Source organism: Maricaulis sp. W15, from assembly GCF_001924955.1.
Taxonomy (GTDB): domain Bacteria; phylum Pseudomonadota; class Alphaproteobacteria; order Caulobacterales; family Maricaulaceae; genus Maricaulis; species Maricaulis maris.
Genome location: NZ_LQXG01000017.1, coordinates 221,097 through 237,095 on the forward strand (window position 1 = coordinate 221,097; position 15,999 = coordinate 237,095).

At 63.3% G+C, this 15,999-nt stretch carries 14 protein-coding genes; 8 read left to right on the top strand and 6 right to left on the bottom strand.

The features are described from left to right. Nucleotides 1–4 precede the first annotated feature (4 nt). Both AWH62_RS10760 and AWH62_RS10765 read left to right on the top strand, forming a co-directional pair. Complete coding sequence (locus AWH62_RS10760; protein ID WP_075190484.1) at nucleotides 5–733, top strand: MotE family protein; 729 nt, start codon at nucleotides 5–7, stop codon at nucleotides 731–733. After that, complete coding sequence (locus AWH62_RS10765) at nucleotides 717–4,148, top strand: lipopolysaccharide assembly protein LapB (protein WP_075190485.1); 3,432 nt, start codon at nucleotides 717–719, stop codon at nucleotides 4,146–4,148. The genes AWH62_RS10760 and AWH62_RS10765 overlap by 17 nt, the downstream gene beginning before the upstream one ends. 1 nt (nucleotide 4,149) lies before the next feature. Here the strand turns inward: AWH62_RS10765 and AWH62_RS10770 are convergent, their stop codons facing one another. Genes AWH62_RS10770 through AWH62_RS10780 form a run of 3 tightly spaced genes read right to left on the bottom strand, consistent with a single transcriptional unit; the run spans nucleotide 4,150 to nucleotide 5,697 of the window. Then, nucleotides 4,150–4,572 (bottom strand): hypothetical protein, encoded by a 423-nt coding sequence (locus tag AWH62_RS10770; protein ID WP_075190486.1) that lies wholly within the window; start codon nucleotides 4,570–4,572, stop codon nucleotides 4,150–4,152. Between the two features lie 55 nt (nucleotides 4,573–4,627). Beyond that, nucleotides 4,628–5,383, bottom strand: coding sequence for a flagellar type III secretion system pore protein FliP (gene fliP / locus AWH62_RS10775; protein ID WP_075190487.1), 756 nt, complete (start codon nucleotides 5,381–5,383; stop codon nucleotides 4,628–4,630). Then, nucleotides 5,380–5,697 (bottom strand): flagellar biosynthetic protein FliO, encoded by a 318-nt coding sequence (locus tag AWH62_RS10780; RefSeq protein WP_075190488.1) that lies wholly within the window; start codon nucleotides 5,695–5,697, stop codon nucleotides 5,380–5,382. Before AWH62_RS10780 ends, fliP begins: the two co-directional genes overlap by 4 nt. A 107-nt stretch (nucleotides 5,698–5,804) precedes the next feature. Here AWH62_RS10780 and flgB point away from each other — a divergent pair, with 107 nt between their 5' ends. From flgB to fliE, 3 genes are read left to right on the top strand one after another with little or no spacing between them, the layout of a single operon-like run. After that, complete coding sequence (flgB, locus tag AWH62_RS10785) at nucleotides 5,805–6,245, top strand: flagellar basal body rod protein FlgB (protein ID WP_075190489.1); 441 nt, start codon at nucleotides 5,805–5,807, stop codon at nucleotides 6,243–6,245. 9 nt (nucleotides 6,246–6,254) lie between these two features. Further along, nucleotides 6,255–6,668: a flagellar basal body rod protein FlgC gene (flgC, locus tag AWH62_RS10790; RefSeq protein WP_075190490.1), complete on the top strand. Its 414-nt coding sequence runs from the start codon at nucleotides 6,255–6,257 to the stop codon at nucleotides 6,666–6,668. A gap of 44 nt (nucleotides 6,669–6,712) precedes the next feature. Further along, nucleotides 6,713–7,033 (top strand): flagellar hook-basal body complex protein FliE, encoded by a 321-nt coding sequence (fliE, locus tag AWH62_RS10795; RefSeq protein ID WP_075190491.1) that lies wholly within the window; start codon nucleotides 6,713–6,715, stop codon nucleotides 7,031–7,033. 832 nt (nucleotides 7,034–7,865) lie between these two features. Here the strand turns inward: fliE and AWH62_RS10800 are convergent. The 3 genes from AWH62_RS10800 to AWH62_RS10810 all read right to left on the bottom strand — a co-directional run bounded on the left by AWH62_RS10800 (nucleotide 7,866) and on the right by AWH62_RS10810 (nucleotide 13,731). Then, on the bottom strand, nucleotides 7,866–9,755 hold the full coding sequence (locus AWH62_RS10800; RefSeq protein WP_075190492.1) for a DUF885 family protein: 1,890 nt from the start codon (nucleotides 9,753–9,755) through the stop codon (nucleotides 7,866–7,868). 20 nt (nucleotides 9,756–9,775) lie between these two features. Beyond that, the gene (locus AWH62_RS10805) at nucleotides 9,776–11,674 is read right to left on the bottom strand and encodes a DUF885 family protein (protein ID WP_075190493.1); all 1,899 of its coding nucleotides are present in this window, start codon (nucleotides 11,672–11,674) and stop codon (nucleotides 9,776–9,778) included. Nucleotides 11,675–11,841: 167 nt separating this feature from the next. Then, entirely contained in the window at nucleotides 11,842–13,731 is a 1,890-nt protein-coding gene (locus AWH62_RS10810) for a DUF885 family protein (RefSeq protein ID WP_075190494.1), read from the bottom strand. A gap of 110 nt (nucleotides 13,732–13,841) precedes the next feature. Here AWH62_RS10810 and fliQ point away from each other — a divergent pair, with 110 nt between their 5' ends. From fliQ to flhB, 3 genes are read left to right on the top strand one after another with little or no spacing between them, the layout of a single operon-like run. After that, nucleotides 13,842–14,105, top strand: a complete 264-nt coding sequence (fliQ, locus tag AWH62_RS10815; RefSeq protein WP_075190495.1) for a flagellar biosynthesis protein FliQ — start codon at nucleotides 13,842–13,844, stop codon at nucleotides 14,103–14,105. Beyond that, entirely contained in the window at nucleotides 14,102–14,854 is a 753-nt protein-coding gene (gene fliR, locus AWH62_RS10820) for a flagellar biosynthetic protein FliR (RefSeq protein WP_075190496.1), read from the top strand. The genes fliQ and fliR overlap by 4 nt, the downstream gene beginning before the upstream one ends. Before the next feature lie 14 nt (nucleotides 14,855–14,868). Continuing rightward, the gene (flhB, locus tag AWH62_RS10825) at nucleotides 14,869–15,960 is read left to right on the top strand and encodes a flagellar biosynthesis protein FlhB (protein ID WP_075190497.1); all 1,092 of its coding nucleotides are present in this window, start codon (nucleotides 14,869–14,871) and stop codon (nucleotides 15,958–15,960) included. Nucleotides 15,961–15,999: the final 39 nt, after the last annotated feature.

Below are 15,999 nucleotides of genomic sequence, written 5' to 3' on the forward strand. Positions count from 1 at the left end.
CGCCATGCGCGAGCCCCTTCGCTTTCTCACCGTGCTCGCCGTCCTGATGGGCGGTCTGCTGGGCCTGAAAACCCTGTCGATCGCCAATGGCGCCGCCGATTGGTGGGAAGCCCAGGGCAGTGCCATGGCGGCCGTCGCCGTGACCCGCGGGGCCGAGGACGAAGACGAGACCCAGGCCGACGCGCCGATCATGCCGGCCGAACATGCCGTGCAGGCGCCGATCGAGCCGACACCGAGCGCGTCCGACGTCTCTGCCGCCTTCGCCGAGCGCATCGCCAGCGGTGTCCGCACTGCCGAGGAAGAGCGCGTCATCTACCGTCTGCGCGAGCGCTCGACCGAGCTTGATGCGCGCGAACGTGAGCTGGAAACCCGTGAAGCGCTGATGCTGGCCATGGAACAGCGCGTCGACACCAAGATCACCGAGCTCAACGAGCTGCGCACCCAGGTCGAAAGCCTGGCCGGCGAACTCTCCGAGCGCGAGGACGAGGACATGGCGGTCATCGTGGCCTGGTATTCGGCGATGGAACCGCGTGACGCCTCCGAGCGGATCGCGACCCTCGACATGGAAACCCAGCTGCAGATCGCCTCGCGCATGTCGCAACGGGTCTTCGGGGCCATCCTGGCCGAGATGAATACGGGCGCGGCTGCCGCGCTGACCGAGCGCATGGCGAGCCGGTCCAACCTGCCGGAAACCGTTGCCGAGCTGGAGGCGCGGATTGCCGAAGGCGGCTAGACATATTGGCTGTCTGGCCGGGAGCCTTGTTCCGCTTCTCCTGGCCTCGACCGCGCTGGCGCAGACGCCGGCCACGCTGAGTGTCGAGCGCGGCGATAATGCCCTGCGCCTTGTGATCGACTATGAGGACAGCGTTGGCGACAATCTCCCGACCGCCGATATCAGCGTTGAACATACCGTCCTGATTGCCCGTCTCAGTGAACCGCTTGATGCCGATGTGTCGCGCTTGGTCGGGGATTTGTCCGGCCTGGCGGCCCGGGCCCGGCTTGATCCGGACGGGGCAACCCTGCGGATTGCCCTCAACCAGACGGTCGATGCCTATACCTCCGCCAGCTATGACCAGATCGCGATTGATTTCGTGCCGGTCGGTGGCAGACGTCCGGACGCTATCGTCTCGCCGCGCGAAGCCCGCGAGGTCGAAGAGGCCCGGCTGGCCGCCGAGCGCGCCGCCCTGCCGCCACCGCCGCCACCGCCCGCCGAGGCCCTGCCGGTCCGTCACAGGGTCGGGCAGGCGACCGAATATACCCGCATTGAACTCATGTGGCCGCGCGAGGTCGGGTTCCAGCTGAGCCAGACCGGCAACAGCGCCGAGGTTCGTTTCGACGCGCCGGCGGAGATCGATCTCAGCCGCGTCTCCGGTTCGCCGCCGCGTTTTCTCAACCGGCTCACGACGCGCCGTGAAGGCGATGAATTCGTGCTCGGCCTGGTGGTCGATCCGGGTGTCCAGGTCCGCGCCTGGGGTGAGGATGGCCGGGTCGTGATCGATCTGCCCGATCCCGCCTATGTCGATGCGGCGACCCTGCTGGCCGAACTCGGCGACGCGTCGGATGCCGCGGCCATCAATCGCGCCACCGCCGACGAAGATGCCGACCAAGATGCCCCCCAAGATACCGACGAAAGCACCGTCGCGGCACCGACGCGCACGCCGTCCACGCCCGCGCCTGTGCAAGTCGCTGACAATCAAGCGGAAAACCCCAATATCACGGACGCAGCCCCGACCGGTCCGACACGGTTGCAAAACCCGGAGCCCGGCGCCAACCCGGTGCCCGAGGGCGGCGTTGTTCGAGCGGAAGTGTCTGATTTCAATGGTGACCTGCGCATCGAGTTCGACTGGGCAGCGCCCCTCGGCATGGCCGTGTTCCGCCGCGGAGACGCCATTTGGGTCGTCTTCGACACCGCCGCCCAACTCGACCTCCGCGAACTCGACGGCACCAATGGTCGCCATGTCAGCGGTCATACCGATATCAATGGCCAAGACTTTGTTGCCGCTCGCATAATCGCTCCATCGACCTCCCAGGCCGAGGCCCGTCTGGACGGCAATCGCTGGACAGTCGTCCTCTCCGAACGCATCGCCTCGCCACCCCGTCCGATCATCGTCCGCCGCGATGCCCGTCGCGACCGGCCGGGCCGGATACTGATGGACATGGCCAGTGCGAATGCGATCCGCTGGGTCGATGATCCTGTTGTCGGTGACCGCATTGGTGTGATCACGGCGATGGGGCCCGTCCAGGGCCTGACCGCGCGCCGGGATTTTGTTGGCGGGGCCTTGCTGCCAAGCGCCCAGGGCGGCGCCGTGCAGGCCATTGCCGAGGATATCGAGATCGAGTTGATCGGCGCCGGTGTCGCTATCAGCCGGCCCAGCGGGCTCGACCTGACGCCGACGGCGACCGCAGGCCGCAATGCCGCCGACGGTTCCGTCCTGTCCAATATTTCCTCGCCGGCGCTGATGTATTTCGACGCCTGGCGCGGCGCCGGTACCTTCCCCGATGAATGGTCGGCACGCCTGCGCCGCGCGGCCCTGGAAGACGGCACGGACGGGCAGCTTGCCCTGGCCCGTTTCCTGTTGGCACGCGATCTGGCGCCGGAAGCGCTGGGCATGGTCGAGCTGGCACTGGATGCCGAACCCGAGCTCGTCAATGATCCGCATGTCCGCGCCCTGCAAGGCGTTGCCAGCTACCGGATGCACCGGCTCGACGATGCCGAGACCTTCCTCGCCCATGCCGGCCTGGCCCAGGACGTGGCTGCCGATCTGTGGCGCGCCATGATCGCGGTCGAGGAGGAGCGCTGGGCGGATGCCCGCCGGCGTTTCAACACGGGCGCCTCGACAATCTATTACTACCAGCCGGAATGGCAGGCACGGTTCAATGTGGCCCAGGCGTTGACGGCGCTCGAGCTGGGCGACACGGCGGCGGCCCAGAGCCATCTCTATGATGTCGAGTCCGGCGAGCCGGACCGACATACCCAGCTCGACGCCAATTATGTCGCCGCCCGCCTGTCCGAGGCCCGCGGTGATCTTGATGACGCCATCGAGCGGCTGACCGATCTGGCGGCCTCGGGTGACCCCGAGGCTGAGGCCCGCGCCCTGTTTGACCTTTACCGCCTGCAGCTGGCCGACGGTCGGCTCAGCCGCGACGAAGCCATTGAGAGCCTGGAAAACCTGCGCTTTCGCTGGCGCGGCGACACGATCGAGCTGGAAACCGTCCGCACGTTGGGTGAACTCTACGTCCAGGCCGGTGATTTCGCCGGCGGACTGGAAACCATGGCGACGGCTCAGGCCCGCTTCCCGGGCACCGAGGCCGGTCGCCGGATCGGTGAGGACATGGTGTCGATCTTCCGCCGTCTTTTCCTGGACGGCGAGGCGGATCGCATGGACCCGGTCGAAGCGGTCGCGATCTTCTATCAATACCAGCACCTGGCACCGATCGGTGCGGATGGCGACCGCATGATCCGTCGCCTCGCCGACCGTCTGATCGCCTTTGACCTGCTCGACCCGGCATCGGAACTCCTGCAGCACCAGGTCGACAATCGCCTGCGTGAACCGCTGGCCCGCGCCCGTGTCGCGACGGATCTCGCCATCGTCTACCTGATGGACCGTCGCTATGAGGACGCCCTCAACACGATCCGGCGTTCGCGCATTGCCGGCCTTCCCGAAGAGCTGGTCGATGAGCGCTATCTTCTTGAGGCTCGTGCCCTGTCTGAGCTGGGGCGATCGGATCAAGCGCTTGAGCTGATCGCGTCCGACCGGTCCGACGCCGCCAACCGGCTGCGCGCTGATGTGGCATGGAACGAGCGCGACTGGGGCAATGCTGGCCGGCGTCTGGAAGGCATTCTGGATACGCGTTTCAACGACCCCAGCCCGCTGGTGCCGACCGAGGAAGACGATCTCCTGCGGGCCGCCATCGCCTACAGCCTGGCGCGCGACGCCACCAGCGCCGTCCGTCTCGGCGAGCGTTATGGCGAAGCCATGGCCGAGACCGACCACGCCGCCGCCTTCCGCCTTTTGACCAATGACGATGCCACGCCGGGCAATGTTCGCTTCACCGACATGGCGTCCCGCATCGCCTCGATCGACACGCTGGACGCCTTCATGGAACCCTTCCGGGCGCGTTTCGTGAATGGTGGCGGGCCGAGCTAGGTCAATCCCGCGATACGGCAGGTCGATCGTGCCAAAACAGGTAGATCAGCTGGAGCAGGCAAATAGCTTCAAAGATCAAGGATATCAATCCATTCACATCTATGAAGCTGAAGCCATCCAGTCCGGCAACGATCCAGTCTATTTTGTAAAGCACTACCGCCACAGCATAGGTTGGCAGGTATTGCCGGTTGCGCCGGATCAGCAAAACCAAAGTTCCGAGCGTCAACAAAACGGCCGTGTAGAACGAAACTTGCTGAACAATCCCGACGGATTGAACGAACTGGATCATTTCGGGTGAGAACCAGGCATGACTGGCGCTGGTCGTCCGTATCAGGAGTTCCGCACCCCACCAGTAACCCGTATAAAGCAATTGTCCGATCAGGATGACCAGCGCGATCAATCTCGGTGCGTTGTGAACTAGCATGGTGCGCTTGATCTTCGTTGCTCAACAACAAGTTGAGACGATTGATGGCAAGCGGTCAATTCAACGTCCCGAAACTCTGCACCAGCGATCCGGTCACCAGTCGCCAGCCGTCCACAAGCACGAAAAAAATCAGCTTGAAGGGCAGGGAGATCACGATAGGGGGCAGCATCATCATGCCCATCGACATCAGGATCGAGGCCACGACGAGGTCGATGATCAGGAAGGGGATGAAGAGCAGGAAGCCGATCTCGAAGGCGCGGCGCAGTTCGGAGATCATGAAGGCCGGTGCGACGATCCAGAAGGAGGTCTCTTCCGGCGTCTCCGGGACGGCCTGCTGGGACATGTCGATGAAGAGGGCGAGATCATCCTCGCGGACATGGCTGAGCATGAAGGTCTTCAACGGCCCGGTCGACAGGTCGAAGGCCTCGGTCAGCTCGATCTCTTCCTCCAGCAGCGGCTGGATGCCTTGTTCGTAGGACTCGGTGAACACCGGCGCCATGATGAAGCCGGTCAGGAAGATGGCCAGTGACACCAGAACGGCATTGGGCGGACTTTGTTGCAGGCCGAGCCCGGTCCGCAGCAGCGACAGCACCACGATGATGCGGACAAAACTGGTCGTCATGATGACGATCGAGGGCGCGATCGACAGGACGGTCAGCAAGGCAATGAGCTGCAGCACGCGTTCGGTCAGAGCGCCTTCCTGCCCCGCGTCGATGGTGACGGTCTGGGCGTCGGCCTGGAAACCGGCCAGCGTGATCAGGCCGAGCAGGAACAGGCTGAGGCAGGTCCAGAAGCCTTTGCGGGCACTCATGCGGGCCGCTCCATCTTGAGAGGTTCCGGCTTGGCGGGGCCGGTCGACAACACCGTTTCCCGTTCCGCCCCCATCAACACGATATGCTCCTGATCGTCGGCCTGGAGAATGACCAGTCGCCGGCGTGGATCAATGACCAGGGTTTCACGGACTTTCAGGCGTCGGACCTGACCGCCCAATTGGCGCAAGCCGGTCATCTGCTGCAACAGCCAACCCTTCTGGACGGCATAGCCGAACAGGCCGAGGCCACCCAGCAGGACCACCAGAATGGCGATCGCGAACAGGTAGCTGGTCCAGTTGACGATATCGGACATCGCGGCGCGGCCTCATAAACAATAACCATGGTCTGGGGTGCTGCGGTTAAGTCGGCGTTAACCGTGCGCGACCACCTTCATTCATAACCGAGAAAGGGGATTCGCGCATGCGACCCGATGACGTGCCGGTCCTGGCGCTGCTTCGACAATCGATGAGTTTTCACGCGGATCGCCAACAGGTGATCGCGGAAAACATCGCGAACGCGAATACGCCGGGCTACACGCCGCGGGACCTGGACGAGTCCGACTTTCATGCGGCGCTGCGCTCGCAGATGAGCGGCGGGTCGTCAGCGCCGCGTGGAGCCGTCGGGCTGACCACGACGAATGCCGGCCACATCCCGGCCTCGAGCACGGGCGCGGGTGCCTCGGAAAACTGGGAGCCGGTCGACAGTCCGGACTCCGAAACGACAGTGAACGGGAATTCGGTCGTACTCGAAGAACAGATGGTCCGGGCCCAGGAAAACCGGATGCGCTATGAGAGCGCGCTGACCCTTTACCAGAAAAGCCTTGGCTTGCTGCGCACGGCAATCCGTGCGCCGGGCCGATAGGAGTGACCGATGGGTAATGCCTCAGACGCGATGCAGATTTCCGCTTTCGGCATGCGGGCGCAAGCCGCCCGGATGCGGATCATCTCGGAGAATATCGCCAACGCCGATTCCACCGCCCGCGAGCCGGGTGGCGACCCCTATCGTCGCCAGGTGCCCGTGTTCGAGGCCGAACTTGACCGTGCCACCGGCCTCAATGCCGTGCGCATGACCGATGTGGCGCATGACCAGAGTGAATTCACGCTGGAATATGATCCCGGTCACCCGGCCGCCAATGCCGAAGGCTATGTCCAATACTCCAACGTGCAGACGCTGGTGGAGATGATGGATATGCGCGAAGCGATGCGGACGTACGAAGCCAATCTCAACATGATCGAGAACGCCCGCCGCATGCAGGAGCGGGCGCTTGATCTCCTGCGCCGCTAGAACAGCACACGCGCACGCCAGAACCAGGATGAAGGACAAAGTCCATGGCCGCTGATCTTTCCGCCGTACAGGCCTATCAGGCCGCAATCCGCACCGCCCAGCAATCGGCGATGGGGTCGGGCCAGGACGCTGCTGCGTCCGGCGCCGGCATTGATTTTGGCTCACTGGTCTCAACCGCCATCGCGGACACCAGCCAGTCGCTGGGCGCGGCCGAGCAGATGACGGCCGCCGGTGCCGCCGGCGAAGCCGAGCTGATCGATGTCGTCACCGCCGTTTCGGCGGCCGAAATATCGCTGGAAACCGTCGTCGCCGTGCGCGATGAGGTCGTGAAGGCCTACCAGGAAATCCTGCGCATGCCGATCTGACGGCAAGGCCTTGTCGCAATGCTGAAAAGCCCCGGTCCAGGCCGGGGCTTTTTCGTGTCTGGGTGGGGCGTTGGGGGGCAAGGTCGCACCACCCTATATTTTTCCCGGAGGCGCACAGCGCCATCCGGGATTGACGGGAACCGCATCGCTTGCCGGAGGGTTTCGTCGGTCCCGGCTCTCCGCCCCGCTTTTGCGGGGCTCCGGCCGGGAAAAATGTGTTTGGATTTGCGGGGGCTGTGGAGGCAAGGCGGAGAAACGCGCCGCTTATCCCCGCCCTGCGCCTCAAAAACCGTCATCCTGACGAAAGTCAGGACCCAGCCTCGCAGGCCCGATTTCACCAAGTTTGGCAACAGCTTGCGTCGCAGACTGGGTCCCGGCGTGCGCCGGGATGACGGTGTGTGGGGTGGAAATAATCACAAAACTTATCCGCACCCCCTCGGCCATGCCCGATAATACCCTCGGTTTTCGGGACGGGAGGCGCGGGCCCTGTCACTTGCGCCCGGAAACTTGCGGAGCCTGTCCGCGTCTCGGGGGTGACAACCCGAAACTCCGGCAGGGCGTGCGGTCAGGTCGCGGGGCACTAAACGACCGACCCCATCTACCTGACGCATTGGAATCGGTCCGGAGACGGTCCGGGAAAACTCCGCGAACGGGATGTCGGCGATGTCACGTTTTTCAAATCAAACCGGTTATCGGCATTGGCCGACATCCCGTTCTCCTCCCATCTCTCCGGCGTGAAAGCGTGCGGAGCGAAAGGGCATGTGATTGCAACACATGAAAAAGGCCCCCGGCTGTGCGCCAGGGGCCTTATCCCGTCAGATCAGGTTTCGCGTCAGTCCTGCGCGTCCTCGATCCAGGCATTCACCCGTTCTTCCAGCACCGACATCGGCATGGCGCCCTGGGTCAGGACGACATCGTGGAAATCGCGGATGTCATAGGCTTCGCCCAGCGCCTCTTCGGCGACGCCGCGCAGGCGCAGGATTTCCAGCATGCCGATCTTGTAGGCCGTCGCCTGGCCCGGATAGACGATATAGCGGTCGATGGCGGCAATATTGTCGCCGACCGGGTTGGGCGTGTTTTCGGTGAGATAGTCGATCGCCTCCTGGCGCGTCCATTGGTGATAGTGCAGGCCGGTATCGACGACCAGGCGACAGGCGCGCCACAGCTCCATCGCAAGGCGACCGAAGTCGGAATAGGGGTCGGAATAGAAGCCGTATTCGACCGGCAGGTATTCGGTGTAGAGACCCCAGCCCTCGGTGTAGGCGGTGTAGCCACCAAAGCGGCGGAAGGCCGGCACGCCTTCGAGTTCCTGCATGATGGCCAGCTGCATGTGATGGCCCGGGCTGCCTTCATGATAGGCGAGGGCTTCCATCTGATAGGTCGGCATCAGCGACATGTCGCGCAGGTTGGCATAGTAGACGCCGGGGCGTGAGCCATTCGGCGCCGGACGCTGGTAGAAGGCCTTTCCGGCGCTGTCCTGACGGAAAATTTCAACACGGCGAACCTCCAATTCGGCGCGCGGGAAGGTGTTGAACATTTGCGGCAGCGTCTCGGTCATCGTGTCGATCAGCGCGGTCGCGTCGGCGAGATAATCGGCCCGGCCCTCATCCGTATTGGGGTAGTAGAACTGCTCGTCGGTGCGCATGAATTCGAAGAAGTCCTGCAGCGAACCCTCATAGCCGACCTGTTCCATGATGCCGCGCATCTCGTCATGGATGCGGGCCACCTCGGCGACGCCGAGCTGGTGGATCTCTTCGGCCGAGAGATCCATCGTCGTATAGCCGTTGAGCAGATAGTTGTAGAACTCGCCGCCATCGGGATGCTTCCACACGCCGTCATCATCAGTGGCCATTTGTGCCTGTTCTTCGAACAGGGCGATGACCCGCTCATAGGCGGGCGCGACAGCCTCGGTGAGGGCGGCTTCGGCTTCACTGACCAGGCGGGCCTGCTCGGCCTCGTCCAGTCCCAGCGCTTCGACCTTGCCGGTGAAGTCGGCGAGGATCGGGCTGGCATCGCCATCGTCAAACGGCGCGCCGGTGATGATGTTGCGGGCCGTCGCGATCATCGGCTCATAGGTCCACAGCGGCGTCAGCACACCGAGTTCGGCCGAGCGGCGCGAATTGGCGATGTTCTGGTCCATATAGGTCGGCAGATTGCGCAGGCGGCCGATATAGGCCTGCGCATCCTCGACCGTGTCGACGCGATGATTGTTGATCAGGAAGGAGGCCGCATTCATGTGCGGCCCGGACCGCGGCGTGAAGGTGTAGCCGTGATCGAGCCAGCGCTGGCCTTCGGCGGCGCGTTCGCCATTGTATTCAAACAGGCGCCAGGAGAGTTGCGCGCTATCGTCGAGCGCGTCGAAGTCGAAGGTTTCGCGCATATGGGCCAGGTCGGCCTGGCCGATCTCATAGCTTTCCAGGGCGAACTCGGGCGAGGCGTCAGACCATTGGTCGTAATTCGTCTTCATGCCGAGGAAGGTCTGCGTCATCGGCGAGCGCGCGACATTGCGATCGAAGACTTCCTGGAACCAGGCATTGAGGCGGTCGGACTCGGTCTCTTCGCCAGCGGCTTCCGCGACCTCGGTGGTGGCGTCTTCACCGGCCATTTCGGTGGCCGCGCCGGTCTCGGCAGGCGTCTCGACGACAGCCTCGTCCTCGGTCGCGTTGCAGGCGGTCAGCAGGGCCAGGGCGGAGACGCCGGCGGCCAGGTGGAACATGCGCATTGTATTACCCCTCTTGAGTTCTATTCGGCCGTTTCGGCCCGGTTATCATCGACATAATCATTGATCAGCTCGGTCAGCACGGCGAGTGGCAGTGACCCGTTGGTCAGCACGACATCATGGAATTCGCCATAGTCAAAGGCGTCGCCCAGTTCGGCCTGGGCGAAGTCGCGCAATTGCCGGATCCGCATCTGGCCGGTCTTGTAGGAGGTCGCCTGTCCCGGCCAGACGATATAGCGCTCCACCTCGCGGGTGATCTCCTCCTCGGTGAAAGAGGTGTTCTCGGTGAGATAGTCGATGGCGTCCTGGCGGCTCCATTGCAGGGAATGGATGCCGGTATCGACGACCAGTCGGCCAGCGCGCCAGAGCTCGTAGGCGAGGCGACCGAAATCCTGGTAGGGGTCGGTGAACATCCCCATATCCTTGCCCAGGCTTTCGGCATAGAGCGCCCAGCCTTCCCCGAAGGCGGACAGGTACAGGAAGCGCTGGAACATCGGCGTGCCTTCCTGTTCCTGCGCCAGCGTCAGCTGGAAATGGTGGCCGGGAATGCCCTCGTGATAGGCCAGCGTCTCCATCTGGTAGATCGGCAGGTTCCGCATGTTCAGGGTGTTGGCATAATAGATGCCGGGCCGCGAACCATCGAGCGCGCCGGTATTGTAGAAAGCGGTCGGCGAGCCGGCGGCGCGATAGGGTTCGACTTCACGCACCACCATCTCGCCTTGCGGCAAGGTGTCGAAATAGTCCGGGATCACGTCGCGAACGCGGTCGAACACGTCTGAAACTTCAGCGATGTAGCGCGCGCGGCCTTCGTCGGTGGACGGGTAGTAGAATTGCTCGTCGGTGCGCATGAACTCGAAGAAGTCCTGCAAGGAACCCTCGAAGCCGACCTCATCCATGATGCCGCGCATCTCGCCATGGATGCGCTCGATCTCGGCCAGGCCGGTATCATGCACTTCCTGCGGCGACAGGTCGGGCAGGGTGGTGAAGGCGGCGAGCTGGCTTTCGTAATAAGCGTCACCGCGCGGCAGTTTCCAGGCGCCATCACGGTCATCTGTCATCTGTTCGTGGCGCTCGAACATGGCGATCAAACGCTCATAGGCCGGACCGACGACATCGGTCAGGGCCGCTGTGCCGCGGGCGATCAGGTCGGCCTTGGCTTCATCATCGATCTCCAGCGCATTCACCTTGGCCGTGAAATCGGCCAGCAGGGGAGAGACCGTGTCACTGTCGTCGAAGGGCGCGCCGGTGATCACGGCCCGGGTATTGCCGGTCAGATAGTCGAAGGCGAAGCGCGGCGGCATGACGCCGGCCTCGGCGCGCCCGTCGGCGCGTGCGATGAGGAGGTCGAAGACCGGTCCGATCCCGTTAAGACGCGAGATATAGGCCTCAGCATGATCGGCGGTGTCGACCCGGTGTTGGCCGATCAGGGTCGACGGCATGCCGGTATGCGGCCCGAACATCTGGGTGAAGACATAGGTCTGATCACGAAACTCATATTGGCGGATGCCGGTTTCCTGCAGGTATTCAAAGACCCGCCAGGAGACCCGCGCGTCGCGGTCCAGCGCGTCAAAGTCGAAGGTCTCGCGCATGTGGGCGAGACGCTCGATCCGGCGTTGCTGAGCAGCGTCTGCCGCGGCATCGCTGACATCATCCCAGCGGCCATAGGCCTCCAGGTCGTCAATCCGGCCAAGGCCCGTTTGTTGTTGCGGCGAACGGGCGAGATCGGCCTCGAACAGCTCGGCAAACCAGGCGTAGAGGCGTTCGCTCTCGGTCTGCTCGGTTGCGGCTGTGGTGGTCTCGCTGGTTGTCGCGGGCGCAGCGGTCTCGCTCGCCATAGTGTCGCTACCGGGTTCCTGCGGCGAGCAGGCGGCGATCAGGGCCGCCATGGATGCGCTGGCAAGCCAGGTTGAAAGCTTGGTCATGTTGATCTCCCCGAGTGCGCCCGGTCTCTCTCCCAGACCAGACGGACCCTCGTCAAAAGCAATCCAGCCGCCGCACCAAGTTTGGTGCGGCGGCTGATGAAACGAGCCGGCGGCAGAATAGCCCGCCGTCTGCCCGGCCTGTCAAACCACAAGCGCGTCAGGCGCGCCTACTCGGCCAGTTTGTGGGCGATCCAGGCGTCGACCAGCTCCTCGAGCAAGGTCAGCGGGATCGAGCCATTGGTCAGCACGATATCGTGGAATTCGCCATAGCTGAAATCATCGCCCAGCTGGTCCATGGCGCGCTGGCGCAGATCGAGAATGGTGAGCATGCCGACCTTGTAGGACACCGCCTGGCCGGGCCAGACCATGTAGCGGCGAACTTCGTTGGCGATATCGCCTTCCGGCATCGGCGTGGTCGCCAGCATGTAGTCGGCCGCCTCCTGCTCGGTCCATTGCAGGTGGTGGATGCCGGTATCGACGACCAGGCGCGCCGCCCGGAAGACCTCATAGGAGAGGCGTCCAAAATCCTGATAGGGGTCGGTGAAGAAGCCCATGTCCTTGCCGAGGTTTTCGGCATAGAGCGCCCAGCCTTCGCCATAGGCGGAATACCATTGCAGGCGCTGGAACATCGGCGCGTTCTCGAGTTCCTGGGCCAGCGAGGACTGGAAATGGTGACCCGGTGCGCCTTCGTGATAGGCGAGGGATTCCATCAAATAAGTCGGATTTTCGCGCATATTGGCGAGATTGACGTAATAGGCGCCCGGTCGAGTTCCATCGAGCGAACCGGATTCATAGAAGGCGCCGGTCGCGGTTGTGATGCGGTAGTCCTCGACCGCGCGGACCTCGAGCTCTGCCCGGGGCAGCTGACCGAAAAATTCCGGCGCGGCTTCGCTGATCTGATCGATCATCGCGGCGGACTCGGACAGGTAGCGCTGGCGGCCCTCATCGGAGTCTTCGTAGTAGAATTCGTCGCTGGTACGCAGGTGCTCGAAGAAGTCCTGCAGCGAGCCTTCAAAACCGACCGTCTCCATGATCTGGCGCATCTCGCCATGGATGCGTTCGACCTCGTCCAGACCGGTCTGGTGGATCTGGTCCGCCGTCATGTCCGTGCGGGTGGTGTAGTTCATCAGCTGGCTGCGATAAAAAGCCTCGCCGTCCGGCAGGGCCCAGGCGCCGTTATTCGCTTCGCCGGCCAATTCGCCATGGGCCTGCATTGTCGCAATCAGATGATCATAGGCCGGTCCGACGCTGGTCAGCAGGGCCGTTTCGGCGCGGTCGAGCAGGGCTTGGCGGGTGTCGTCGTCAATGTCGATCCCGGCCAGCTTGGTCTGGATATCGCCCCAGAGCGGCGAATCCTCGCCGCTATCGTCGAACGGGGCGCCGGTGATGAAGCGCTCGGCCGCTCCGATGATGATGGGATAGGCGAAAGCCGGAGCGATCACCCCCGCCTGCGCCCGGTCATCGGCCTGCTGCGTGTAGACATTGAGCACATCGCCCACTGTTTCCAGACGACTGAGATAGGCCTCGGCGTGCTCGAGATTGTCGATCCGGTGATAGCCGATCAGCGTCGAAGCCAGGCCGGTATGCGGTCCGAAGAAGGACGAGAACACATAGTTGTGGTCCCAGAATTCGGACTGCTGGGCATTGTTCTCGTGGATGAATTCGGAGAAACGCCAGGTGACCTGGGCTTCCGGCGTCAGGGCGTCATAGTCGAAATTCTCGCGCATGTAGCGTTGCCGGTCGGCCGAGCGTTGCAGGCCGGCTCGGAAAGCCGCCTCGCTGGGATCGTCCCAACGGCCATAGGCATCGAGATCATCAATCATCCCGAGATAAGTTTTGCCGATCGGCGAGAACTCGATTTCGCTTTCGAACTCTTGCTGGAACCAGGCATACAAGCGCTCGGTTTCACTCTGCTCGCTCGCTGCGGTCGTATCGGTGCTGGTGTTCTCGACCTGGCTGGAGCCGGCCGCGGTCGTGGTTTCGGCTTCGTCGGCAGGCGTGCAGGCGGCCAGCAGGGCGAAGGCGCTCGCGCTGGCGAGCAGGGCTTGGATGCGCATATTGGGTGTCCCCGTTTACAAGAATTGACTATTTCTTAACGCCGCAAGGGCATGCGTAAATATAATTAACCGTAAGACCGATTCTCCCCGCACGTGCAGAGGCGAGACCCGTGACCGGACCTGAAGTCCTTGATTTCGCAAGAGAGGCCATCTGGCTGATGCTCGCCATGGCGGCCCCGATCATGCTGGTCGGCCTGGCTGTCGGCGTGACCATCGCCCTGTTTCAGGCCCTGACCCAGGTGCAGGAGATGACGCTGGTCTTCGTCCCAAAGATCATCGCCATCTTCATTGCCCTGCTGCTCTTTTTGCCCCTGATGGGGGGGCTGATGGCCGGCTTCATGACGATGATATTCGACCGGATCGCCAATCCATGATCCCGGAACTTCCCGCGCTGGTTTATGCGGCCGGACTGGTCTTTGCCCGCCTTGGCGCGATCCTGATGCTGCTGCCGGGCTTTGGCGAACCCTCGATTCCCGTCCGCATCCGGCTCGCCTTCGCGCTTCTCCTGTGTCTGATCATGGGACCGATCATCGCGCCCTCGTTGCCGGCCATGCCGGCGCAGCCGCTGGCGATGGCCGGGATCGTGATGAGCGAGGTCATCACCGGCCTGATGATTGGTGCCGTGGCGCGGATATTCGTGTCGACGGCGGCTGTCGCCGGACAGGTGATCGGCATGCAGTCCGGTCTGGCCATGGCCCAGTCCTTCGATCCGTCCCAGGGCTCGCAAGGGGCCTTGATCGCGACCTTCCTGAACCTGACCTTCCTGCTCGTTCTGTTGGCGACCAATACGCACCATATGCTTTTGCAAATGGCGGTGAACTCCTACTCCCTGTTCGAGCCGGGCGTCATGCCGTCAATGGCCGACGCGGCCGAATGGGCATTGTCGGCCTTCTCCGATGCCTTCCGCATCGGGGTCCAGCTGGCCTCGCCGCTGATCCTCTATGGCTTGCTCTTCTATCTCGCCCTGGGTGTGCTCTCGCGTCTGATGCCGCAAGCACAGATCTTCTTTATCGCCATGCCTTCGAATATCATGGTGGGCCTGTTCATCCTCACCATCTCGCTCGGCGCGATGAGTGCGGTCTGGCTGGAGCGCATGCAGCGCTTCGCCACGGACATGAACTGAGGGGCTGAGCGCAGATGGCCGAAGGCGAAGACGACAGCCAGAAAACCGAAGAACCGACCCAGCGGCGGCTGGATGACGCGCGCAAGAAGGGCGATGTCGCCAAGTCGCAGGAAATTCCCGGCTGGTTCATCCTGGCGGCGGGCCTGGCCTTGTTGAGCTTCATCTTTCCGCTGATGTCGCGCGCGCTGGCCGGGAATATGGAAGTCTTCTTCGAACAACCCCACCGCTTCGCGCTGGAGCCGGGCGCGATGATGACGCTGATGCGGAGCGTCGCTTGGCAGGTCGTCGCCGTGGTCGGCTTTCCGATCGCCTTGCTCGCCGTCGCCGGCTTTGCCGGTCACTATGTGCAACAGGGCCTGTTGTTCACGACCGAGAAGATCCAGCCCAAACTCGACAAGCTCAATCCGATCGAGGGATTCAAGCGCAATTTCGGACCGCAGGGTGTCGCCAATTTTCTCAAGGGTGTCGGCAAGATGGCGTTGGTCGGTGTGGCCGCCTTCATCGTCATCTATCCCAAGCGCGAAATCCTGGCCGGCATGCCGACGCTGGATATCTCGGCGCTGCTGGTGCTGGTGCGCCAGGGCGCGATCGAGCTGCTGCTCGCAGCCCTGACGGTCTACGCCGTGATCGCCGGGCTCGATTATATCTTCCAGCGCCAGAGCTTCATGAAGCGCAATCGGATGTCGCGGCGTGAGATCAAGGATGAGATGAAGCAGTCCGAGGGCGATCCGCTGGTTCGCGCCAAGCTTCGCCAGCTGCGCCATGAGCGCGCCCAGCGGCGCATGATGACCAAGGTGCCCGACGCCACGGTCGTGGTCACCAACCCGACCCACTACGCCATCGCGCTCTATTATGTGCAGGGCGAGACGCCGGCGCCGGTCTGTGTCGCCAAGGGTGTTGACGAGGTCGCGTTGCGCATTCGCGAGGTCGCCGAGGAAAACTCGGTTCCCATTGTCGAAGACCCGCCGCTGGCCCGGGCGCTGCACGCCACGGCCGATCTTGACGAGGAAATTCCCACCGAACACTTCCAGGCCGTGGCCAAGGTTGTCGGCTATGTCCTGTCACTCGCCCAGGGACAACGCGCGCGTTATCGCCCGAGCGAGTAGACTTCCCCTTTGCAGTCCTGATTCGCGCCGGAGAGCCGC